Below are 23,277 nucleotides of genomic sequence, written 5' to 3'. Positions count from 1 at the left end.
TTTCGTTTAGCTTACACGTTCAATACCTTATCTAGGAAGTCCTTGAGACGTGGATGTTGTGGGTTGTCGAAGATTTGTTCAGGTGTACCATCTTCAAGGAATTCTCCGCCATCTGTAAAGATAACGCGGTTAGCAACCTTGCGAGCAAAGCCCATTTCGTGAGTAACAATCAACATGGTCATACCTTGCTCAGCCAAGTCTTTCATTACGTTAAGTACGTCTCCAACCATTTCAGGGTCAAGAGCAGAAGTTGGTTCATCAAAGAGCATGATATCTGGGTTCATTGCAAGCGCACGGGCAATAGCTACACGTTGTTTTTGGCCACCAGATAAGCTATCTGGCATGGCATCACGTTTGTCTGATAAACCGACTTTCTCCAACAATTCCATTCCAACTTTTTCAGCTTCTGTTTTATCCAAAAGCTTGTGTTCAATAGGGGCAAATGTGATATTGTCCAGAACTGTCATGTGTGGGAAGAGATTAAAGTGTTGGAATACCATTCCGATATTTGAACGAAAGGCATCAACATCTATTTTAGGATCTGTTAAATCATAACCATCAACTGTTACCTGGCCGCTTGTGATGGTCTCCAGTAAGTTCATTGTGCGGAGGAAGGTTGATTTACCAGAACCAGAAGGGCCGATAATACACACAACGTCACCTTCATAGAATTTTGTGGTTATTCCTTTTAACACTTCATTAGATCCATAAGACTTATGGAGATCATGTATATTGATTTTTAATTGTGCCATTGTTTACCTCCTTTTTCAAGTTTACGAGCTAAGCGTGTTAAGAGTGTAATCACTACCAAGTAGATGATAGCAAGAATTGCATACATACGGAATGACTGATAGTTACGTGCAATAATAATTTTACCTGCTTGGAAAAGTTCTACGAGACCGATAGCAGAGATAATAGTTGTATCTTTCAATGTGATTACAAACTGGTTAATGAAGTTTGGTAGCATGATTTTACCTGCCTGTGGCAAGATAATCTTACGCATGGTTGTTCCGTAAGAAATACCCAAGCTACGTGAGGCTTCCATTTGACCTACTGGGACTGCTTGAATACCACCTCGAACAATCTCTGCAATATAGGCACCAGAGTTGAGAGATAGAGCAATGGTACCAGCTACAAAGTCATTGATTGGTGACTGCTGTCCAGTTATGGATTCGATTAAGTTTGGAATACCCCAGAAAATGAAAGCGGCGACGATCATCAAAGGAATACCTCGAATAACATCGACAAATACAGATGCAATAACACGGAGTGACTTAACTGGACTTACAGCAAACATACCGAAGATAACACCGATGATAATGGCAATTGCAAATGAAAGCAAGGCAAGTCCAACTGTGATACCTAAACCAGACAAGAGCTGACCGTAGTTGTTTTTCAAAAGTCCAATGATAGTAGTTTCATCTACTGTTGAAGTCGTAGCACTTGTTTCTTCTGTTGAGTTGAAATATTTGTTTAGAATTTCATCATATTTGCCTGATTCAACCAAGGCAGCTAAGCCATTGTTAAACATTTCAATCAATTCTGGGTTAGCCCCTTTTTTGACCGCAAATCCGTATTCACCAGATTTTTCACCTGGAATTGGTGTCGCAAAGTCGCGTCCTTGTTGGATGGCATAGAGAAGAACAGCTTCATCATCCATAAGAGCATCAATTGAACCAGAATTTAAACTATCATACATTCCAGAAGCTTCATCAAATGCTTTCAAAGTATAGCCATATTTGTCTTTGTTGCTCTCTAAGAATGTATATGAGGCTGTACCATTTTTAGCGCCGACTGTTTTTCCTTTTAGGTCTTCATAGGAAGCAATATCGCTTCCATTTTTTACGGCAAGTAAGATATTTGAAGAATAGTAAGCATCAGAGAAGTCAAAGATTTTTTTACGAGCATCTGTAATTGACATACCGGCGATAACAGCATCTGCTTGTCCAGCTTGGACAGCATTTAAGGCAGCATCAAAACCTGGGTTTTGAATGGTGATAGTAAATCCTTGTTGCTCAGCAATGGCTTTGATCAATTCCATATCAATCCCAACATATTTGCCGGATTCATCTTGGTATTCAAATGGTGCAAATGATGAGTCAGAAACAATGGTATAGCTTGATTTTACAGGTGTAGCTTTAGCAGTGACACTTCCTGTCAGGTTTAATCGAGAAGAGTAATCCGTACTTTCAGAAGAATCAGATGAACCGAACCATTTATTCATGATGGTTTCATAGGTACCATCTTCTTTCATTTCAGCCAGAGCTTTATTAAAATCATCCACTAGGTATTCGTATTTGCTACCTTTTTTGACGGCGAAACCAAATGACCCAATTGGTTCACCAGGTATATCTAAACTTAAATCTTGACCTTGTTGGATAGCATATTGAATAACCGCTTCGTCATCCATTACAGCATTAACAGAGCCAGTCGCTAAGCTATTGTACATCAAATCGCCAGTATCAAAGGTTTTGATTGAAAAACCATATTTGTTTTTATTTTCTTCTAAGAATGTTTGTGCAGTTGTACCGTTTTTTACACCGACGGTTTTGCCTTTCAAATCTTCATAAGACGAAATTTTGTTTGCTTTTGTTGTTGCAACAATAATCTTTGTATCAAAATATGGATCTGAGAATGTAAAGACTTGTTTACGGGCTTCAGTGATGGTGGTTCCAGCCATCAAGGCATCGGCAGAACCAGACTGAACAGCATTGACTGCAGCATCAAATCCTGGAAAACTTTGATTCATCTTCCAGCCAGAACGTTTAGCAACTTCGTTGATAATATCAACGTCTAATCCTTTATAAACTTGGTCTGAGTCCTTAAACTCAAATGGGGCATAAGCATTGTCAAATACGATATCAATTGTATCATCTGCTTTGACACCAGTAAAAACAAAGAATACTGGCAGAATACCTGCCAATAGCATGAGTAATTTTTTCTTCATTTTCATACTCCTTCTATATATTATATAAAATAACTTACCTAGTATATCATATTGTCAGAATTATTGCAAAATGAACGCTTTTTCTAATGTTATATCTTCTGACATAGATGGTAGTTTTTCATTGAAAAAATAACTTATTTTTCTTCGTTTCATTCAGATGTCTTTTTTTATTTAATAGGAAGAACTTATGATAGAATAAGGGTATGATAAATCGAAATACTGAAAACAAATTTAAACTTGTATCTAAATACTCACCGTCTGGTGACCAGCCCCAAGCCATTGAAACCTTGGTTGATAACATCGAGGGGGGCGAAAAAGCCCAGATTCTCATGGGGGCGACTGGTACGGGTAAGACCTACACCATGAGCCAGGTCATTGCCCGTGTTAATAAGCCCACTCTAGTCATCGCCCACAACAAGACTCTAGCTGGTCAGCTCTACAGCGAGTTCAAGGAATTCTTCCCAGAAAATGCGGTCGAATACTTCGTATCTTACTATGATTACTACCAGCCAGAAGCCTATGTACCATCTAGCGATACCTATATCGAGAAGGACAGTTCGGTCAATGATGAGATTGACAAACTCCGTCACTCAGCGACGTCAGCTCTTCTCGAACGAAATGATGTCATCGTTGTGGCTTCGGTTTCCTGTATCTACGGTTTGGGATCGCCCAAGGAATATTTAGAGAGCGTGGTTAGTCTGCGACCCGGCCAGGAGATTTCCCGGGACCAGTTGCTCAATTCCTTGGTAGATATCCAGTTTGAGCGCAATGACATTGACTTCCAACGGGGACGCTTCCGTGTACGTGGAGATGTGGTGGAGATTTTCCCAGCTTCTCGTGATGAACACGCCTTCCGTGTGGAGTTTTTCGGGGATGAAATTGACCGCATTCGTGAGATTGAAAGCCTGACAGGTAAGGTTTTGGGCGATGTGGACCACTTGGCGATTTTCCCTGCCACCCACTTCGTGACCAACGATGACCATATGGAAACGGCTATTGCCAAGATTCAGGCGGAGCTGGAAGAGCAGCTCAAGGTCTTTGAGGCAGAAGGAAAACTCTTAGAAGCTCAGCGATTGAAACAACGGACCGAGTACGACATCGAGATGCTTCGGGAAATGGGTTACACCAACGGAGTTGAGAACTATTCACGACACATGGACGGGCGAAGCGAGGGCGAGCCTCCATATACTCTGCTGGACTTTTTCCCTGAAGACTACCTGATTATGATTGACGAGAGCCACATGACCATGGGGCAGATTAAGGGGATGTACAATGGTGACCGCTCACGCAAGGAGATGTTGGTCAACTATGGTTTCCGCCTCCCGAGTGCACTGGATAATCGTCCGCTGCGCAGGGAAGAATTTGAGAGCCATGTCCACCAGATTGTCTATGTATCTGCGACGCCGGGTGACTATGAAATGGAGCAGACCGATACCGTTGTTGAGCAGATCATTCGGCCGACAGGGCTTCTGGATCCAAAAGTGGAAGTCCGTCCAACTATGGGCCAAATGGATGACCTTTTAGGTGAAATCAATGCCCAAGTTGACAAAGGTGAGCGGACCTTTATCACTACCCTGACCAAGAAAATGGCAGAGGACTTGACCGACTACTTGAAAGAAATGGGTGTCAAGGTCAAGTATATGCACTCGGACATCAAGACCTTGGAGCGTACGGAGATTATTCGTGATTTGCGCTTGGGTGTCTTTGATGTCTTGATAGGGATTAACTTGCTTCGTGAAGGGATTGACGTGCCAGAAGTCAGTCTGGTGGCTATTCTAGATGCTGACAAGGAAGGCTTCCTCCGTAATGAACGGGGGCTCATCCAGACAATCGGTCGGGCAGCTCGTAATTCTGAAGGTCGTGTGATTATGTATGCGGACAAGGTTACCGAGTCTATGCGCAAGGCTATGGAAGAAACAGCTCGCCGCCGTCAAATCCAGATGGCTTATAATGAAGAGCATGGTATTATCCCACAAACTATCAAGAAGGAAATCCGTGACCTGATTAGCGTAACCAAAGCTGTTACTCAGGACAAGGAAGAAGTGGTGGACTTCAATGCCCTCAACAAAGATGAACGCAAGGCTATGATCAAGAAACTGGAAGGTCAAATGCAGGAAGCAGCAGAAGTGCTTGACTTTGAACTGGCAGCCCAGATTCGTGATATGGTCATTGAATTGAAAAATTTATAGAGTTTGATTGGCTCTTTAAAACACAGCATCAATTGTTAAAATCAAGAATGGTTGAATCATTCTTGATTTTTTATAGGTTGGACCGATGGTATGTTAATTCAAACGACATAGTATTCATAAATTGCATACTACTATTTAAAATGTCCATTGTACAAAACAACAAAAGGGGATTATAGTATAGACAGAAAATGCAGTTCATATGGAAGGAGCAAGAAGAAATGGAATACACAAAATTAGGTCAAACAGGTAAGGAAAAGGCTCACACAATCCAAATGCGCCAGGTGTGGGAGAGTATCTTTTGACTGCCTACGATATTCATGCTCACGACTAAAAGAATGAAAACGCGAAAAGTTGAGATTGCTAGAAAATATGAGAAAACGACTTCTCAAGTTATGTTGCGCTGGCACTTGCAATCATACCTAGTTTCATTTGCTAAGTCCGTTACACCAGCTCGCATTCAAGAAAACTTCGATATTTTTGACTTTGAATTATCAGCTGAAGACATGGAAAAAATTTCTAGTCTGAATACAAATACAACACTTTTTGAAGATCATAACGCTGCAAAAGCTGTCAAAATTATTGCTGGATTTGTTGGCAAATCGTTCTAAGAAAAAAGATATTATACTCTGCGATTGTTTACATGTTGAACAGTGCAGAGTATTTTTTATAAGAGGAGAATAAGATTATGACAACTTTATTTATCAATGGCAGTCCAAATAAAATGGGAATAGAGTTGCTCTAGTTAAAAGATTGCTCAGAAATCAAGAATATGAAACCCTGCATTTAGCAGATTACAAAATTTATGACTACGGTCAAGATTTTTTAGACGATCAGTTCAAGGAAGTCATTCAGAAAGTCTTTGCTGTGGATACTCTGGCCATTGGCTCGCCCGTTTATTGGCACAGTATCAATGGCTTGGTCCGCAATTTTTTGGACCGCCAATACGGTGTGGTGACCGATCAGTTAGTTGGAAAAAAACTTTATTTTATCTTTCAAGGCTCTGCTCCGACACAAGAAGTGTTAGAGATGGGCGATTATACTATGTGTCGTTATGCGGGGCTTTATGGAATGGATTATCTGGGAATGGTGAATAACTAAAAAACTAGACAGCGCGTCTAGTTTTTTGTTAATTGGTCAAAAATAGCTTTGTTTTTCTTTAAGGCAGAAATATAGAAAGTTTTAGTGGCTTCCCTATCAGAAATGGGAATATGAACCCGCTGACTGTCATTTTCAGATGCCAGGTGGGTGATGTTTGTGGAGAAACTTGGTAGAGCAGAAGCGGAAATTAATTCTTCAAAGGCGTCCCAATCTTTTTGAACAATGAACTTTGTCCTTGTCAGACTGTCGACTAGGGGTTGCCAAATTCCCAAATCGGATCGTAATAACATGGTCAAATCGCCTAAGTCATCAAGAGTAATTTCCTCTTGCGTAGCGAAAGGATGTGCAGGGGGGATAGACAGATAGAGTTGTTCCATAAAAAATCCATTTGATAAGATGTCGTCTTCATCTAATAGAAAATCCGTTACGATGAATTGATAGTGCTCATCCTTTAAGCCAGCGATTAATGCCTCATTTTCTTGTAAATCCAAACGAATTTCTTGATTATTCTCTTGTTCAGCTAGCCCAGAGCGTATTTCCCATTTGACCCCTGGAGCACAGATACCACCAAATAAGGTGGTTGCTTGCATCGAAAAACGTTAGACATTTTCCAAAAATGTCTGACGTTGTTTTAACAATTTCTTGGCCTGTTGAACGGTGTATTTTCCTGTTTCTGTCAAGATAAGTTTGTTTTTACTACACTGAAAGAGTTGAACGCCTAAATCGTCTTCTAAGCTCTGCATATTGTGCGTTAGCGAGGGTTGAGAAATCAGTAAAACCTCTGCTGCCTTGGACAAAGTTCCCTGATCCGCAAAGGCGATGAGTTGTTCTAATTGTTGTAATTGTAGCATCTGCCCCTCCGATTCTATCTATTTTATTGTTATTCTACTATTTTTTAGGAGCTTGTAAATGTATTGGTCATCTCTGATAATGGGGTGGTGGAAAGCTGAAGTAGTGGTTGACAATAAGCTTACAAGTGTTCGTTAAGTCCAGAAAAAATTCAAAATTGTTTACTTAAAAAATCAGTTCGTGATTGTTTTCTTATAGACAACTGAAAGAAATTTTTGTATAATGTGTTTAATAAAACACATTGGAGGTGTTTATGTTTTCTGGAGAACGATTAAAACAACTGAGAAAAGAAAAAGGCTTGACTCAGATGGAAATTGCTCAACAATTAGAAATCAATCGTGCTTCATATGCGAGTTGGGAGTTGGGAAGGGCAAAGCCAAATCAGTCCAATTTAGAACGTTTAGTGAGCTTATTTGGAGTAGAAAATTCATATTTTGAATCTGAATACACGATTGTATCCAACTATCTCCGCTTAAATCAAAAAAATAGGACGAGTGCTGATCATTTTGTAGAAGAATTACTGAAAAATCAAATGGAAGAAAGTTCTAAGAAGGTCATTTCCCTTTACCCTATTCAGGTATTGGAAGAAGTTCCCTTATCTGCTGGGTATGGTGAAAGTTACTACGACGAGTACCGGTTTAGTACAGTCTACTCAGATGAAGAGTACAGCTACGATTTTGCTTCATTTATTGTGGGACAGTCCATGGAGCCAACTTACTCTGATGGAGAAGTCGCCCTGTTTTCCTCCTCAGGATATGATTATGATGGTGCAGTATATGCCATATCCCTTAATGGGAAAGCCTATATTAAGCGCGTGTACAAAGAAAAAAATCGGTATAGGATTGTCTCCATCAACCCCAAATACCCTGATATGTATGCGTATGGATATGATGAATTTAAAATCGTTGGAAAAGTCGTTGGCCATTTCAGACCAATTGAGAAGCTTGAATAATGAGAACAACATTTGACAATATAATGTGATGTGATGAGTATGATTGATTACGAGAGAGAACCAAAAAGTGATATTGCCTTTGTTGATATGAAATCTTTTTATGCAAGTGTTGAATGTGCCAGCCGTGGTTTGCATCCTTTAAAAACTTCGCTATGTGTGATGAGTAGGGCAGACAACTCGAATGGCTTGATCCTTGCTTCATCACCCCTGTTCAAAGAAGTATTTGGCAAGTCAAATGTAGGAAGAGCCTACGATTTACCTTTTGATATACATACAAGAAAATTTTCTTACTATAATGCAAAAAGGCAAGGTCTATCGACAGACCCTGCTTATATTCGATTCATTGAGGAGTGGGCGCGAGCGACAGTTATTGTTCCGCCTCGTATGGATTTATATATTGAAAAAAATATTGAAATCCAGCATATTTTTCAGCAATACGGGAGTATCGAAGATATCATGCCCTACTCAATTGATGAAGGGTTCATTGACTTGACATCTTCTTTAAACTATTTCATTCCCAATCAATCAATTAGCCGAAAAGATAAATTAGATATGCTTAGTGCGAGAATTCAAAGGGATATCTATCGTAAGACAGGTGTTTATTCTACCGTTGGGATGTCTAATGCCAATCCCTTACTTGCAAAATTAGCTTTAGATAATGAGGCTAAGAAAACACATAACATGAGAGCTAACTGGTCCTATAAAGATGTAACTACAAAAGTATGGGGGATTTCAAGATTAACGGACTTTTGGGGAATCGGTGCTGCAATTGAAAAAAGACTTGAAAAACTTGGGATCTATACCATTAAAGAATTGGCGACTTACAATCCAGATTTATTAAAGAAAGAATTTGGTGTATACGGTGTTCAATTGTGGTATCACGCAAATGGAGTTGATGAAAGCAATGTTCATGTACCCTATAAACCAAAATCGAAAGGACTTGGTAATTCTCAGGTTCTTCCAAGAGATTATGTTAAACAACAGGAGATTGAGCTAGTTCTGAGTGAGATGGCGGAGCAAGTTGCCATTCGCCTACGTGCCATTCGAAAAAAGACGACGACAGTTTCTATTAGTATCGGTTATTCGCGCTTTGAGGAGTCGACCTCATTCAGAGGACAAATGAAAATAGAGCCTACGAATCAGACAGAGGAACTACAAAAATATGTCATCTCTCTCTTTCGAAAAAAATACAATGGTGGTGCCGTTCGAAGTATCTCTGTATTCTACTCATCATTTGTTGATGAAAACATAACTATGCTCAGTCTCTTTGATGATCCTGAAGAAATATTGAAGAAAGAGAGACTACAGACCGCCATTGATGCAATACGCAGTCAATTTGGTTTTACCACGCTGCAAAAAGCCAATTCCTTAACAAGTGCATCACGCAGTATTGCGAGAAGTAAATTGGTTGGCGGACATTCTGCTGGCGGTTTAGATGGATTAAAATGATCGATAGAAGTTATTTGCCTTACCAATCAGCAAGAGAGTATCAAGACCGAGGCATGCAAAAATGGATGGGATTCTTTTTATCTGAGCATACCAGTTCCTTGATCGAAGATAAATATAAAATAGAAGTATCATCACAGCTATCAAAGAGTGAAATCCTCACTTACGTGACTCAATTATATACTTCACAATCTCAAGGAATGTTTGTCATCCTTCGTAAAGGCAAAAGACAAGCTTTTCAAGGACGCATAACCGAATTAAGTTCAAAGGAAATTACGATTAAAACAGTTGAACAATATGTGCTGCTTCAAATTTCTGAAATCATTGAAATGAGTTTAGTGGAGGTACTAGATGAATAGGAAAACTATATATGAAAACTTGATTCAGTTCGATTATTTCTCTGATTCCTATCTTCAGTTCGAGAAGGATTTTAATAAATACTATAAAGGGGTAGATCCCCTCACATTTCTTATTGATGATATATTACTGACAATGGCGATGAAACAGAAAAATTATTTTCGTTTGCACAAAAGTAAGGCTACTGACGGTCGTGACCATTATTTTATTTTTAAAGTGAAAACCATGAAGGAGAACCCTCGCATTAGGTTATATGAGTATCAGGAAATGAGGTTTTCGGTGAATGTCCCATTGAATAGGTAATATCTCGAACTATTTATTTCTAGTTCATAATTTATATTGACAATAGATTAAGAAAATGGTGAAAAAGTTATGACAAACATAAAAATACTTGAATGGAATATTAATCAACGCTCTTGTGAAAATAGCAGTTTTCCTGAGTATGTTATCACAGAAATTTCTCGAAAAAATCCAGATGTTATTGTATTAGTTGAATTTAAAGGAGAACACAATAGGTCTAGATTAGACAGTGCTTTTTCTGAGAGATATTATACTTATTCTTATAATGGTTCGCAATATACTTGTGTGAATGGAAACATTAAAACTGGTAATGGAATTTATATGGGGTTGAAGAAAAGTATATTCAATGAACCATCTCCAGAAGAAATAACTTGGGAGGAAAGTTTTAAAGACGAACAACCCAATTGGCTAAAAATAAAAAGCACCATTAAAACCGGGAAGGAGCTAACGATTATTGGTGTAAGGGTAAAAGTTGGATCAAAACATGATAATAAGGAATTGAATGATAGAAAAACTCAAATCAACTGGTTATTAAAAGAAAATAAACAAACCAAACATCAAATTATTATAGGCGATTTGAACTATGGCCCAGCAGAAACTGATTGGTGTGAAGAGGAAAAGTTAAATTGGCAGGATATTGTTTATATGATGAGAGATGAAGGATATCTAGATTATCAACAATTTTCTCCATATTCACCTCCAGGAACAAGTTGGAAAGGGAAACAATTAGATTGGCTGATTACTAAAGGGGTATTTATTGATGGACACTCGCACTATAATCAACTTGATTGGAGTTTTGGAAAAAATAATGATTTATTCTACCTTGAAGGTTATAGGGTTCCAGAAGGATTTTTTATTATTAATGAACCTCCCTTTCCTGATCATGCAATATTAACGACTGAAATCACTTTAGAATAAGATTGATTTAGGATATCTGAGTACCAGGAAATAAAGTTTTCGATAGAAACAAAAAAAAGAATTAACTAGAAAAATTTCTAGTTAATTCTTTTTTAGAGGGGATTAAAGGGAAATCAAACAAAGATTCACCCTTTTTAAACTAGTTTATTCCTGCTAAACTGCTGTAGAATCGCTATTTTTGAAGGTAAATCAAGCCTCTCACGAATTCTTGACGCTACTTTTTTACTAGGCGCGTTGGAATTGATTGCTGATAGAGCCTATCCCCAGGCTCTATCACTCCCACTCAACTGTTGCAGGTGGCTTACTTGTGATATCGTAGACAATGCGGTTGACGTGAGCTACTTCATTTACGATGCGGACAGAAATTTTCTGAAGAACATCCCAAGGAAGTTTGGCGAAGTCAGCCGTCATTCCATCGACAGAAGTGATAGCGCGAATAGCAATCGTATAGTCGTAAGTACGACCATCTCCCATAACACCCACTGAGCGTACGCCAGTATTGACCGTGAAATACTGCCAAACATCGCGGTCTAGACCAGCTTTGGCAATCTCTTCGCGCAAAATAGCATCTGAATCACGAACAGTTTGGAGTTTTTCTTCTGTAATTTCACCCATAACGCGGATAGCAAGCCCTGGACCAGGGAATGGCTGGCGCCACACAACTTCGTCAGGCATGCCGAGAGCAGTACCTAGGGCACGAACTTCATCTTTAAATAATGTATTGAGTGGTTCGATTAGTTTGAATTGCATATCTTCAGGCAAACCACCAACATTATGGTGAGATTTGATGGTTTCAGCTGTATCTGTACCAGACTCAATGATATCTGTATAAAGTGTTCCTTGAGCCAAGAATTCAACATCTGTTAACTTGCTCGCCTCATCGTCAAATACGTAAACAAATTCATTACCGATGATTTTACGTTTTTTCTCTGGATCAGATACGCCAGCTAGCAAATCTAAGAATCGTTTAGCCGCATCAACACGGATAATATTCAGTCCAAATTTACCGCTTAGCATTTCCATGACTTGATCGCCTTCATTTTTACGAAGAAGACCGTGGTCAACAAAGATACAAGTCAATTGATCACCGATAGCACGTTGAAGAAGAACACCAACGACAGATGAGTCAACACCACCAGAGAGACCGAGTAAGACTTTCTTATCGCCAACTGTTTGACGAATTTTTTCGATTTCAGTTTCTATGAAGTTTTCCATCGTCCAATCGCCACGTGCACCACAGATGCCAAATGCGAAGTTTTTCAAAATGTCATTACCATAAGTAGAATGACGAACTTCTGGGTGGAATTGGATACCGTAGATACGGCGTTCCGTGTTTTCAATTGCAGCGTAGGGACAGTCAGATGAAAGACCAACAAGATGGAAATCTGCTGGGATTTCTGTGACAGCATCACCGTGGCTCATAAGCACTAGTTGTTCTTCTGGTGTATTCGCAAACAAAGCTGACTCGGTTTTCAATTGTAGGTTAGATTGACCATATTCACGATTTCCAGCTTCATCAGCAGGCACAACCTTACCACCTAGCTTGTGAGTGATGAGTTGCATTCCGTAACAAATACCCAAGATTGGAATACCCAATTCAAATATTTCTGGATCAATATCGAAAGCATTCTCTGCGTAGACAGAGTTAGGACCACCTGAAAGTACAATACCAATTGGATTGATGGCGCGAACCTCATCGGCAGTTATTTTGTGATTTTTCAATTCTGAAAAGACACCAAATTCACGAATACGACGCGAAATAAGCTGATTGTACTGGCTACCATAATCCAGTACAATGATTTTTTGGACATCTTGTTTTGTCATGTTTTACCCTTTCGTTTTGAAATAAATTCAAATACTAGTACATATTTTATCATAAAAGCGAACATTTTCCAAACTATATTTCATAAATATCTGTTTTGCAAACTATGAGTAATTTATAAAAACAAAGTGTTCGTATTTTTCTATTTTTTACATTGCTTATTTTAGGAAAATCTTTCTTATTGTTTGCGGTATCATTTTTCCACATAAAAATCGGTCTATTTTTGTCAAATGAGAATATTTTTGGTACACTAGAAAGAAAAAGGTTGGTCGAGATGAAAGCAGCATATATTACGATTCATGATAAGATAAAAGAACAAATTGACCAGGGGATTTGGACCATCGGTCAGCGCTTGCCGAGTGAAAGAGATTTATCAGAAGAATTTGGAGTATCTCGCATGACCTTACGGCAAGGCATTACGCTATTAGTAGAAGAGGGAGTCTTGCAACGAAAAGTGGGTTCTGGCACCTATGTAGCCAGCACTCGAGTGCAGGAGAAGATGCGGGGAACAACTTCCTTTACTGAATTGGTACTGCTTCAAGGGAAAACACCTACGAGCAAGCTCTTGTCATACACTCGTACAAAACCAAACGAAAAGGAAATTGAAGAGCTTGGTTTGTCTCGAGGGGAATCAATCATTCGAATGGAACGGGTTCGCTATGCTGACAATGTACCGGTTGTTTATGAAGTAGCCAGCATTCCGGAGCGTTTGATTAAAAATGTTCCAAAAGAAGAAGTAACCAATCATTTTTTCAAAACACTAGTAGATAATGGTTATCGTATTGGAACAAGTAAGCAAACAATCTTTGCTCGTTTGGCGAATGAAAAAGTTGCTCAGTACTTAGAAATTACTAAGAATCAGGCTATACTTGCTTTAAAACAAGTTTCCTATTTGGAAGATGGTCAAGCATTTGAATTTGTTAATAGCCAGTACGTGGGCGAACGCTTTGAGTTTTATTTAGAAAATAATTAACATACATTAAATTATGTAATATATTTTAGAAAATCCGCTTGTTCTTTCAAAAGATGACGGATTTTCTTATTTATAAAAGATAAAAATTTTGATATAATAAAGTTTATGGAAATTGAAAAAACCAACCGAATGAATGCTTTATTTGAATTCTACGCAGCCTTGCTGACGGATAAGCAAATGAACTATATTGAGCTGTATTATGCAGATGATTATAGTCTGGCAGAAATTGCTGAGGAATTCAATGTAAGTCGTCAAGCGGTGTATGATAACATTAAACGAACAGAAAAATTGCTGGAAGACTACGAGATGAAACTACATATGTACTCTGATTATGTAGTGCGTAGTCAAATTTTTGATGAAATTCTTACTAGGTATCCGGGGGATGGTTACTTAGAGGAGAAAATCGCTATTCTAACTAGTATCGATAATAGAGATTAAGAGGAGAAGTATATGGCTTTTGAAAGCTTAACAGAACGTTTGCAGAATGTCTTTAAAAATCTGCGTCGTAAAGGAAAAATTTCTGAGAGTGATATTCAGGAAGCGACCAAGGAAATTCGTTTGGCCTTGCTTGAGGCTGATGTGGCCTTGCCAGTTGTGAAAGACTTTATCAAGAAAGTACGCGAACGTGCTATTGGGCATGAAGTGATTGAAACCTTGAATCCTGCTCAACAAATCGTTAAAATCGTTGATGAAGAGTTAACAGCTGTATTGGGGTCTGAAACTTCCGAACTCATTAAATCTCCGAAAATTCCAACTATCATTATGATGGCTGGTTTGCAAGGGGCTGGTAAAACGACTTTCACAGGAAAGTTGGCTAATAAACTCAAGCAGGAAGAAAATGCTCGTCCACTCTTGATTGCTGCCGATATTTATCGTCCAGCTGCCATAGACCAGTTGAAGACACTTGGTCAACAGATTGATGTACCTGTGTTCGAGTTGGGCAATCAAGTTCCAGCTCTTGAGATTGTCCGTCAAGGTTTAGAACAAGCCAAAGTCAATCACAATGACTATGTCTTGATTGATACGGCTGGTCGTTTACAAATTGACCAAGCCCTTATGGCCGAGTTGAGAGAAATCAAGGAATTTGCTCAACCAAATGAAATTCTCTTGGTAGTTGATGCCATGATCGGTCAGGAAGCTGCTAATGTTGCACGTGAGTTCAATGATCAGTTGTCCATCACCGGTGTGATTTTGACCAAGATTGATGGTGATACTCGTGGTGGTGCAGCTTTGTCTGTTCGTCACATCACAGGTCAGCCAATCAAATTCACAGGTACAGGTGAAAAAATCACCGATATCGAAACCTTCCACCCAGATCGTATGTCTTCGCGTATTCTTGGTATGGGTGACATGCTGACCTTGATTGAGAAGGCGAGCAAGGAATATGATGAGAAGAAATCATTAGAACTCGCTGAAAAAATGCGTGAAAATACCTTTGATTTCAATGACTTCATTGACCAATTAGATCAAGTTCAAAATATGGGCCCGATGGAAGACCTTCTCAAAATGATTCCAGGTATGGCTGGAAATCCCGCTCTTTCCAATCTGAAAATTGATGAAAAACAAATTGCCCGTAAACGTGCGATTGTGTCATCAATGACGCCAGAAGAGCGTGAAAATCCGGATTTATTGACTCCTAGTCGCCGTCGTCGTATCGCTGCTGGATCAGGAAATAGCTTTGTCGAAGTCAATAAATTCATCAAAGATTTCAACCAGGCTAAGTCAATGATGCAGGGAGTTATGTCTGGTGATATGAACAAAATGATGAAACAAATGGGTATCAATCCAAACAATCTTCCTAAAAATATGCCAAACATGAATGGTTTGGATATGTCTGCTCTGGAAGATATGATGGGCGGAGCTAGTATGCCAGACATGAGCCAATTAATGGGTGGCGCAGGAATGCCCGATATGTCTCAAATGTTCGGCGGTGGTTTGAAAGGCAAAATTGGTGAATTTACCATGAAACAGGCCATGAAACGCCAAGCAAATAAAATTAAAAAAGCTAAAAAGAAGAGGAAATAAATCTTCTAATATCTAATATAGGAGTATACTTACGGAAATGACAAGACCAACCATGATGCAATACTTTGAGTGGTATTTGCCAGCAGATGGCAAGCACTGGGAAAATTTGAAAAATGATGCTAGCCATCTCAAAGAAATTGGAATCAGCCATATTTGGATGCCTCCAGCTTTTAAAGCAACAGGAAAAGAGGATGTCGGCTACGGAATTTATGATCTTTTTGACTTAGGAGAATTCGATCAAAAAGGCACCGTCCCAACAAAGTACGGTACGAAAAAGGACTATATTGCAGCGATCCAGGCTCTTCAGGAGCAGGGAATAGTAACCATAGCAGATATTGTCTTAAATCATAAGGCAGGAGGCGACTACTTGGAACGTTTCCAAGTCCGCCGTATGAATCCTGATAATCGTCAAGAAAGTCTGTCAGAGCCTTATGAAATCGAGGGCTACACAGGTTATGATTTTGCCGGACGAAATAATACCTATAACGACTTTAAGTGGCATTGGTATCATTTTACAGGGCTAGATTTTGACGCCAAACACAAGGAAACAGGAATCTATCAGATTGTTGGAGATAATAAAGGCTGGGCCAATCAAGATCAAGTAGACGGAGAACATGGCAACTATGACTATCTGATGTTTAATGATATTGATTTCAAACATCCAGAAGTTAGTTCACATTTAATGGACTGGGTAGGTTGGTTCTTAGAGACTACGCAGATAGATGGTTTTCGAATCGATGCTGCCAAACATATCGGAGAAGACTTTATCAGCTCATTTATCCAAAACGTCAGAGAACAATACAAAGACAATCTTTATGTCTTTGCTGAATATTGGAAAAACAGTCAAGAAGCCAGTTTAGATTACATTAATGAAACGAATTTTCAAATGGATTTGGTGGATGTCCCCCTTCATATGAATCTTTTCCAAGCTAGCACTGACGGAGCTGGTTATGATTTGAGAACCATCTTTGATGGTATTATTGTCCAATCAAATCCAAACTTTGCGGTTACCTTTGTCGATAATCATGATTCTCAACGTGGACAGGCATTAGAATCAACAATCGCTGAATGGTTTAAGCCAGCTGCCTATGCACTCATTCTTCTGCGTCAACAAGGACTACCAACGATTTTTTATGGGGATTATTATGGTATTTCTGGAGAATTTGGCCAGGAGTCCTTTAAAGATATGCTGGATAAACTACTAGGAATTCGACAAAACCATACATACGGTCCTCAGATTGATTATTTTGATCATCCCAACTGCATTGGTTGGGTCTGCCAAGGAGACCAAGATCATCCTAAAGGCCTGGCAGCTGTTATTAGCAACTCAGATGAAGGCTACAAAGATATGGATATGGGACAATTAAATGCTGGTAAAATGTTTATAGATGCCACAGGCAATCGACAAGACCAAGTCTTGCTCAATGAAACTGGTTGGGGTCGTTTCCCTGTCAACGCAGGTTCCTTATCGGTTTGGATTGAATCTGACTAAATTAAATAAGAAAATGCTGCATCGGTTCAACTGGTGTAGTATTTTTTATGTTCCAAGGGGAAGCAGAAGTAGTAGCAAATATAAAATGTCCACTATGGTGGAAATAATTAAAAATGTCTGTTTTTATGGACACAAAACAAAATGTCTGTTATAATGGACACAATAAGAAAAAGGAGGGAAACCTTATGCAATACATAGCAATTATTGGTGATATTATCAACTCAAAACAGGTATACAATCGTTCAAATATTCAGGAACGGTTAGGTCATGTTATCAAACGTGTCAATTATACTTTTTCAAGTGAATTTGCCTCTCCATTTACTATTACGAAAGGTGATGAATTCCAAGCACTTTGCAAACCAAGCCCACACATCTTTCTAATGATAGATCAGATAAAAATAGCTTTTAGAAATGAATTAGAAATTCGATTCGGAGTAGGCTTAGGAGAAATCCTCACAGACATTAATCCACATCAAAGTATCGGAGCTGATGGTCCAGCTTATTGGGAAGCTCGAAAAGCAATTGACTATATTCATGATAATAACGACTACGGCACTAGTCAAATAGCCTTCTCATCTGAATACAAACAAATCAACCGCGTGATTAACTCTCTACTAAACTCAAGTGATTTTATCAGAGCTTCTTGGAATAATTCACAAACTGATTTATTTGGAACGTTAATTAGTAATAACATCTACAGTGAAGATTTTAAGCAAAAACCGATTGCTGAGAAAATGAAATTGACTCCAAGCGCGTTTACAAAACGTGTAAAATCTAGTGGAATAAAACTATATTTTCGGAATCGGCAAATGGTGATGAGTTTAATCCTACAACTTTGTCAGAAAGAGGTGTAGCAGCATGTACGTATCCGTATTATCACATTACTTTACTTGGTTCAATAACCAATCTTAACAGCCTTGTTGATTGCTTATTTCTTAAGTGATTTTACATTTCAAAGCCAACAATTAGCAAATGCCAAAAGAACGAATTTTTTAGCACTCGTACTCCATCTAACAGTGGTTGGAATTCCACTATCTATTCTGGCTTTTTTATTGCCAATTAATAATGGGGATCTTTTTTTTCAAGTTTGGCTAAGTCACCTAGCAATTGATTATTGTAAGCATTTCCTCAGTAAACATGGCTGGATAAAAGAAAAATGGGACGGAAATACCTTCGTCATTGATCAGCTATTGCATATTTTCTGTATCATCATTTTATATCAAACAATTGAGGTAAATAGTTCTGCCTATTCATTTTGGAGTGAGCCGAATAGTCTATTATTGCAGTTGTTATTTATCATATTGATTACTAAGCCGGTGGATATCGTTTTTAAACTTTTCTTCAACAAATATCAGGTAACGGAAGGAGAAGAAGAGTTGACTGTGACAGGTGCAGGTGCCTTGATTGGCCAATTAGAACGCTCGATTATGGGGATTTTTCTACTCATGGGGCAATTTACAGCTATTGGTTTGGTATTTACCGCAAAATCCATCGCACGCTATGATAAAATATACAAAAGCCAAGCCTTTGCTGAATACTATTTGATTGGTTCACTGTTTAGTATCATTAGTGTCCTACTTGCTTATATTTTATTAGTAATATAAAATTTTAAAACTTTACATATAATTAATTATGTAAAGTTTTTTTAGATAACTAATTATATACATATTTGACTATAGAAACATTGCAAGTCTCAAGTGCTATATGAAACTTTTTGTTCATTTTTTAACAAGAGTACGGGATAAAATGGTAAAAATTGCTCGGAATTTTATCAGATATTTATAGGTACAATTTTAAGCTAAACTATAAAAAATACTCTTAACCAAATGAAAAGAAATGAAAAACAGGAGCATCTAACATGACAAATTTTGCCATTCTTATTCCGGCATATCAACCCGATTCAAAGTTAAATAAGTTAACAAAAGATATTACACTTGATTCATATTTTCAAAATGTTCAAATAGTTGTTGTAGATGACGGGAGTGGAATAGAATATGATCCGATTTTTAATTAGTATAAGAAGATATGAGGGCTATTAATTATAAAAAAATCATCAAAGACACCGCACATCTTTCCGAAAAACTATAATTTTCTTGAAACATATACAAGATTATGCTATACTACTTATATAGATAAAATCAGGAGAAAATGATGAGACGCGAATTATTATTGGAAAAAATTGATCAACTAAAAGAAATTATGCCTTGGTATGTTCTGGAATATTATCAGTCAAAGTTGTCTGTGCCCTACAGTTTTACAACCTTGTACGAATATCTGAAAGAATATCGTCGTTTCTTTGAGTGGTTACAAGATTCGGATTTGGTGTCTGTTGAACGGATTGCTGACATTCCATTAGACGTCTTGGAACATCTGACCAAAAAAGATATGGAGGCTTTTATTCTTTATCTGCGGGAGCGTCCCTTGCTGAACGCCAATACCTCGCAGAATGGTGTGTCGCAGACCACCATTAACCGTACCCTCTCGGCTCTTTCTAGTCTCTTCAAGTATTTAACCGAAGAAGTGGAAAATGAGCAGGGCGAGCCCTACTTCTACCGCAATGTGATGAAGAAAGTTTCTACTAAAAAAAAGAAAGAAACTTTGGCGGCAAGGGCGGAGAACATCAAGCAGAAGCTCTTTTTGGGAGATGAAACCATTAAGTTTTTGGAGTACGTAGACAATGAATACCAAGCCAAGTTATCCAAGCGGGCCCTCTCCTCTTTCCAGAAAAATAAGGAGCGGGATTTGGCGATTCTGGCACTTCTCTTGGCTTCTGGCATCCGTCTGTCAGAAGCGGTGAATTTAGATCTTCGAGATGTAAATCTCAATATGATGATTATCGAAGTAACCCGTAAAGGTGGAAAACGGGACTCGGTCAATGTGGCTGGGTTTGCTAAGTCCTATCTGGAAGCCTATATGAGCATACGTCAGCAACGCTACAAGGCAGAGAAAACAGATACAGCCTTTTTCCTATCTGAATATCGTGGTTTGCCCAATCGAATCGATGCGTCTTCTATTGAAAAAATGGTGGCTAAGTATTCTGCAGACTTTAAGATACGTGTTACTCCACACAAACTTCGTCATACGCTAGCAACGCGACTCTATGATGCCACCAAGTCACAAGTTCTGGTCAGTCATCAGCTGGGTCACTCCAATACCCAGGTCACTGACCTCTACACTCATATCGTCAACGATGAGCAGAAAAATGCTCTGGATCAATTATAGTGTTACGTAATATATATTATGTAACAACATTCTAAAATTTTATCAATTCAAAGTTGAGTATTGATTTTTCATTTAGAAGTATTTACAATAATGACATGAAATTTGTAAGATTTATCGTTGCAATTAATATCATGGCAATTGCTGTGGTTATGTCGAAATCTTCGTTATTAGGTACTTCTCCCATTGCTACGATTCCAAACGTTGTTTCTGTAATTGGTGTTAATACAACTGTATTTTTAGCTATACTTGTACTCATTCAAATTATCGTTGCCAAACCAGATTCGATTAAAGACTTAATTCCGTATGTTGTGCAACTAATTCCAGGAACCTGTTTCGGCATTTTTATTTCTTTCTATGACAGATTACTTACTCCGGTTCTTACTACACAAGTACATCCTATCCAGCTTATTATTTTGATTATTAGCATCTTTGTGCTTACTCTTGGCGTCTTAATGGAAGTTCAGGCTGGAACAGTTGTTATGCCTGGTGAAGGACTACCTAAAACTGTTGCACTAGCAAGTGGCCGTTCGTTTCATCAGGTAAAATTATATTGTGAAAGTGCGATGGTTATAGTGGCTCTTATGCTTTCATTTCTATTTGGAAATCCATTATTTGGCATTAGAGAAGGCACAATTATCGCAATAATTTTTACAGGTCCAGTTATTTATTTTTTACAAAAGTATATCTATAAATATAAAAAAGGAGATTTGGGAATGAAACAAATCTCATTTTTTTACCTTTGAAATTTAAAAACATGATCCCTAGGACCAGGTAAATGCAGTTTTACAATAATTCTTTCAATTTTTCCAGATTGACAGCTGGGTACTTATGCAAAAAGGCTGAGAGGGTTCGTAAAACGGCTGGAATATAGCCTGTCTGGTAACATTTTACCAAGAGGGGGCTCGTGGAGGCTCGTACGGAGCAAGAACCAGCCGCTCACCATAAGGCACTGTCAAGTCAAACCGCCTCCTTCTTCGTTCTCTGGGTTAAAAGCAAAGCCTTCGAGGTTGGTTTGACGAAGGTCAGCAATAAAATGAAAAAAGCACAGCTTTTACTGTACTTTAGTGATGCTTATAGTTGTCCCAACTTCCAGTTGACTTTCCACGGAAATAGCTAGTTCCAACTGATTCAAGACCCGCTTGGTCAGATACAGCCCAAATCCTGTCGCTTTTTGGTGTTCACGGCCATTAAAACCTGTAAAACCTTCATCAAACAGGCGAGGAAGGTCTTCTGCCAGAATCCCAATTCCCGTATCGGAAATGGAAATTCCCTTATTCAGTTCAATGGCCACCTTACCACCAGTCTTATTGTACTTGAGGGCGTTGTCGATTATCTGTGACATGGCAAAACTAAGCCATTTCTTATCGGTCTTCAGTAGCCAATTTCCATCGATGGTCACTGAAATGTCTTTTTGCAAGAACTGATTGCGGTATTTTTTGACCAAATCGACCACTACTTCTCTTACTTCCACCTGCTCAAATCGAAAATCGCTGGCATGGTTAGTCAGTTTGAGGTAATTGAGGAGATTTGCCATATAATTGTCCAAGCGTAAGAGCTGATGATCGACATCCTGCTGGTTGAGATTGTCAGTCTGGCTCATCAAAGACAGGGCAGCCAGAGGCACTTTCATCTGGTGGGACCACATTTTGACCACGGCTTGCAGATCCTCCTCTCGTGACTTATAGACTAAAAGCTGCTCCCGTGTCGCCTCCTTTTCCGCTTCAATTAAGTTGAGATAGGCAAGGTCCACAGGCTTATTTAGCAAGGGCAAAGCTTCTTCAAGGATATAGTCTTCCAAGGCCCTCATGCGGTTGCGAAACTTCCAGAACAGGCCTACTGTCAGTAGGATGATAAGGGTTAGGGACAATAACAGAGCGTTTTGCAGGAATTCGGTGGGCAGTTGATAGAGAAAGAAGAGCAAGATAAAACTAGTAGCCAGAACAATGTAGGAGAAGTAAAAACTCCGGTATTCACGGATAAATTTTGCTATCATTTGACCAAGTACCCTACGCCACGAACGGTATGAATACGTTCAAAACCGACCTCGCTCACCTTCTTACGCAGTCTGGTCATGTTTACATTGAGCGTATTCTGGTCGATAAATTCTTCATTTTCCCAGAGTTTTTCCAAGAGTTCTTCCTTACTGACAATCTGCCCTTGTCTTTTTAGCAAGGCAGTCAAAATCTTGGTTTCTGTAGGAGACAATTGAACCTGCTCCAATTCGCTTGAGAATCGCCCGTCCAAACTAAGCTGGAATTGGTCGATAGACAAGTCAGTTGATTTGCTGAATTGATTGACCCGACGCAGGAAGGCACCAATTTTGGCATCCAAAATTCCCAGTGAAAAAGGCTTGGAAACAAAATCATCGCCACCCATATTCATAGCCATGACCGCATTCATCTCATCATCGCACGAGGAGATAAAGATAATGGGCATGGTCATGGTTTTACGCATTTCTGTCGTCCAGTAAAATCCGTTGTAATAGGGTAGGCTAATGTCCATCAGTACCAAGTCTGGTTTGATTTCCGCCACTTCCTGACTGACAGCTCGGAAATTCTGCACACTTTCAACTAGATAAGATTTTCCCAAATGCTGCTTCAAGAGTTGGACAATCATCTCATCGTCTTCAACAATATAAATCTTCTCTTTTTTCATCATCTTCATTCTGTAAAAGCCAGGACACAAGT

The 23,277-nt window shown here is 38.8% G+C and carries 24 protein-coding genes and 1 pseudogene; 17 read left to right on the top strand and 8 right to left on the bottom strand.

Annotated features, from left to right (window positions below; genetic code table 11):
- Positions 1 to 11: 11 nt before the first annotated feature.
- Positions 12 to 752, bottom strand: a complete 741-nt coding sequence (locus ACPC57_RS02185; protein WP_130555592.1) for an amino acid ABC transporter ATP-binding protein — start codon at positions 750 to 752, stop codon at positions 12 to 14.
- Positions 740 to 2,947 carry an ABC transporter substrate-binding protein/permease gene (locus ACPC57_RS02180; protein WP_434066216.1) on the bottom strand — a complete coding sequence of 736 codons (2,208 nt, stop codon included), beginning with the start codon at positions 2,945 to 2,947 and terminating at the stop codon, positions 740 to 742. The genes ACPC57_RS02185 and ACPC57_RS02180 overlap by 13 nt, the downstream gene beginning before the upstream one ends.
- Before the next feature lie 203 nt (positions 2,948 to 3,150).
- Here ACPC57_RS02180 and uvrB point away from each other — a divergent pair, with 203 nt between their 5' ends.
- The 3 genes from uvrB (at position 3,151) to ACPC57_RS02165 (ending at position 6,234) form a co-directional block, all read left to right on the top strand.
- Complete coding sequence (gene uvrB / locus ACPC57_RS02175) at positions 3,151 to 5,136, top strand: excinuclease ABC subunit UvrB (protein ID WP_434066215.1); 1,986 nt, start codon at positions 3,151 to 3,153, stop codon at positions 5,134 to 5,136.
- A gap of 335 nt (positions 5,137 to 5,471) precedes the next feature.
- Positions 5,472 to 5,744 (top strand): aldo/keto reductase, encoded by a 273-nt coding sequence (locus ACPC57_RS02170; protein WP_434066214.1) that lies wholly within the window; start codon positions 5,472 to 5,474, stop codon positions 5,742 to 5,744.
- A 142-nt stretch (positions 5,745 to 5,886) separates the two neighbouring features.
- Positions 5,887 to 6,234: an NAD(P)H-dependent oxidoreductase gene (locus ACPC57_RS02165; RefSeq protein ID WP_277843651.1), complete on the top strand. Its 348-nt coding sequence runs from the start codon at positions 5,887 to 5,889 to the stop codon at positions 6,232 to 6,234.
- Positions 6,235 to 6,251: 17 nt separating this feature from the next.
- Here ACPC57_RS02165 and ACPC57_RS02160 read toward each other — a convergent pair whose 3' ends face one another.
- Positions 6,252 to 6,824: a LysR substrate-binding domain-containing protein gene (locus ACPC57_RS02160; RefSeq protein WP_434066213.1), complete on the bottom strand. Its 573-nt coding sequence runs from the start codon at positions 6,822 to 6,824 to the stop codon at positions 6,252 to 6,254.
- A gap of 9 nt (positions 6,825 to 6,833) precedes the next feature.
- Positions 6,834 to 7,085, bottom strand: coding sequence for a LysR family transcriptional regulator (locus ACPC57_RS02155; protein ID WP_434066212.1), 252 nt, complete (start codon positions 7,083 to 7,085; stop codon positions 6,834 to 6,836).
- A 251-nt stretch (positions 7,086 to 7,336) separates the two neighbouring features.
- On the opposite strand from ACPC57_RS02155, the gene ACPC57_RS02150 reads away from it, so the two are divergent.
- The 5 genes from ACPC57_RS02150 (at position 7,337) to ACPC57_RS02130 (ending at position 11,056) form a co-directional block, all read left to right on the top strand.
- On the top strand, positions 7,337 to 8,035 hold the full coding sequence (locus ACPC57_RS02150) for an XRE family transcriptional regulator (RefSeq protein ID WP_217375093.1): 699 nt from the start codon (positions 7,337 to 7,339) through the stop codon (positions 8,033 to 8,035).
- Positions 8,036 to 8,068: 33 nt separating this feature from the next.
- Positions 8,069 to 9,484, top strand: coding sequence for a Y-family DNA polymerase (locus tag ACPC57_RS02145; protein ID WP_434066211.1), 1,416 nt, complete (start codon positions 8,069 to 8,071; stop codon positions 9,482 to 9,484).
- Positions 9,481 to 9,840, top strand: coding sequence for a 50S ribosomal protein L23 (locus tag ACPC57_RS02140; protein ID WP_171988461.1), 360 nt, complete (start codon positions 9,481 to 9,483; stop codon positions 9,838 to 9,840). The genes ACPC57_RS02145 and ACPC57_RS02140 overlap by 4 nt, the downstream gene beginning before the upstream one ends.
- A complete protein-coding gene (locus ACPC57_RS02135; protein ID WP_434066210.1) occupies positions 9,833 to 10,141 on the top strand; it encodes a DUF5960 family protein in 309 nt (102 codons plus the stop codon). The genes ACPC57_RS02140 and ACPC57_RS02135 overlap by 8 nt, the downstream gene beginning before the upstream one ends.
- Before the next feature lie 69 nt (positions 10,142 to 10,210).
- A complete protein-coding gene (locus tag ACPC57_RS02130) occupies positions 10,211 to 11,056 on the top strand; it encodes an endonuclease/exonuclease/phosphatase family protein (protein ID WP_274504893.1) in 846 nt (281 codons plus the stop codon).
- A 273-nt stretch (positions 11,057 to 11,329) separates the two neighbouring features.
- Here the strand turns inward: ACPC57_RS02130 and guaA are convergent, their stop codons facing one another.
- On the bottom strand, positions 11,330 to 12,880 hold the full coding sequence (gene guaA / locus ACPC57_RS02125; protein ID WP_418127458.1) for a glutamine-hydrolyzing GMP synthase: 1,551 nt from the start codon (positions 12,878 to 12,880) through the stop codon (positions 11,330 to 11,332).
- 272 nt (positions 12,881 to 13,152) lie between these two features.
- Between guaA and ACPC57_RS02120 the strand changes: the two genes are divergently transcribed.
- The 9 genes from ACPC57_RS02120 to ACPC57_RS02080 all read left to right on the top strand — a co-directional run bounded on the left by ACPC57_RS02120 (position 13,153) and on the right by ACPC57_RS02080 (position 21,333).
- Positions 13,153 to 13,851, top strand: coding sequence for a GntR family transcriptional regulator (locus ACPC57_RS02120; RefSeq protein WP_024392131.1), 699 nt, complete (start codon positions 13,153 to 13,155; stop codon positions 13,849 to 13,851).
- 105 nt (positions 13,852 to 13,956) lie between these two features.
- Positions 13,957 to 14,289, top strand: coding sequence for a putative DNA-binding protein (locus tag ACPC57_RS02115; RefSeq protein ID WP_216658250.1), 333 nt, complete (start codon positions 13,957 to 13,959; stop codon positions 14,287 to 14,289).
- A 12-nt stretch (positions 14,290 to 14,301) separates the two neighbouring features.
- Complete coding sequence (ffh, locus tag ACPC57_RS02110; RefSeq protein ID WP_434066209.1) at positions 14,302 to 15,876, top strand: signal recognition particle protein; 1,575 nt, start codon at positions 14,302 to 14,304, stop codon at positions 15,874 to 15,876.
- Positions 15,877 to 15,913: 37 nt separating this feature from the next.
- A complete protein-coding gene (locus ACPC57_RS02105; RefSeq protein WP_434066208.1) occupies positions 15,914 to 17,368 on the top strand; it encodes an alpha-amylase in 1,455 nt (484 codons plus the stop codon).
- A gap of 185 nt (positions 17,369 to 17,553) precedes the next feature.
- Positions 17,554 to 18,222 carry a SatD family protein gene (locus ACPC57_RS02100; RefSeq protein WP_217375101.1) on the top strand — a complete coding sequence of 223 codons (669 nt, stop codon included), beginning with the start codon at positions 17,554 to 17,556 and terminating at the stop codon, positions 18,220 to 18,222.
- 51 nt (positions 18,223 to 18,273) lie between these two features.
- Positions 18,274 to 18,972 (top strand): DUF3307 domain-containing protein, encoded by a 699-nt coding sequence (locus ACPC57_RS02095; RefSeq protein ID WP_434066238.1) that lies wholly within the window; start codon positions 18,274 to 18,276, stop codon positions 18,970 to 18,972.
- 254 nt (positions 18,973 to 19,226) lie between these two features.
- Complete coding sequence (locus ACPC57_RS02090) at positions 19,227 to 19,382, top strand: hypothetical protein (RefSeq protein WP_434066207.1); 156 nt, start codon at positions 19,227 to 19,229, stop codon at positions 19,380 to 19,382.
- Between the two features lie 137 nt (positions 19,383 to 19,519).
- A complete protein-coding gene (gene xerS, locus ACPC57_RS02085) occupies positions 19,520 to 20,590 on the top strand; it encodes a tyrosine recombinase XerS (protein WP_434066206.1) in 1,071 nt (356 codons plus the stop codon).
- Positions 20,591 to 20,685: 95 nt separating this feature from the next.
- Positions 20,686 to 21,333, top strand: a complete 648-nt coding sequence (locus ACPC57_RS02080) for a hypothetical protein (RefSeq protein WP_434066205.1) — start codon at positions 20,686 to 20,688, stop codon at positions 21,331 to 21,333.
- Between the two features lie 40 nt (positions 21,334 to 21,373).
- Here ACPC57_RS02080 and ACPC57_RS02075 read toward each other — a convergent pair.
- From ACPC57_RS02075 to ACPC57_RS02065, 3 genes and pseudogenes are all read right to left on the bottom strand, one after another.
- A pseudogene (locus ACPC57_RS02075) lies at positions 21,374 to 21,620 on the bottom strand (phosphomannomutase/phosphoglucomutase); the annotation flags it as partial.
- Positions 21,621 to 21,641: 21 nt separating this feature from the next.
- Positions 21,642 to 22,583, bottom strand: a complete 942-nt coding sequence (locus tag ACPC57_RS02070; protein ID WP_434066204.1) for a sensor histidine kinase — start codon at positions 22,581 to 22,583, stop codon at positions 21,642 to 21,644.
- The gene (locus ACPC57_RS02065; protein WP_434066203.1) at positions 22,580 to 23,248 is read right to left on the bottom strand and encodes a DNA-binding response regulator; all 669 of its coding nucleotides are present in this window, start codon (positions 23,246 to 23,248) and stop codon (positions 22,580 to 22,582) included. Before ACPC57_RS02065 ends, ACPC57_RS02070 begins: the two co-directional genes overlap by 4 nt.
- Between the last annotated feature and the right edge of the window lie 29 nt (positions 23,249 to 23,277).

The organism is Streptococcus sp. VTCC 12886 (genome assembly GCF_049893425.1).
GTDB classification, from domain to species: domain Bacteria; phylum Bacillota; class Bacilli; order Lactobacillales; family Streptococcaceae; genus Streptococcus; species Streptococcus suis_AA.
The sequence above is the reverse complement of the archived record's forward strand: the minus strand, read 5'-3'. Positions and strand labels throughout refer to the sequence as shown.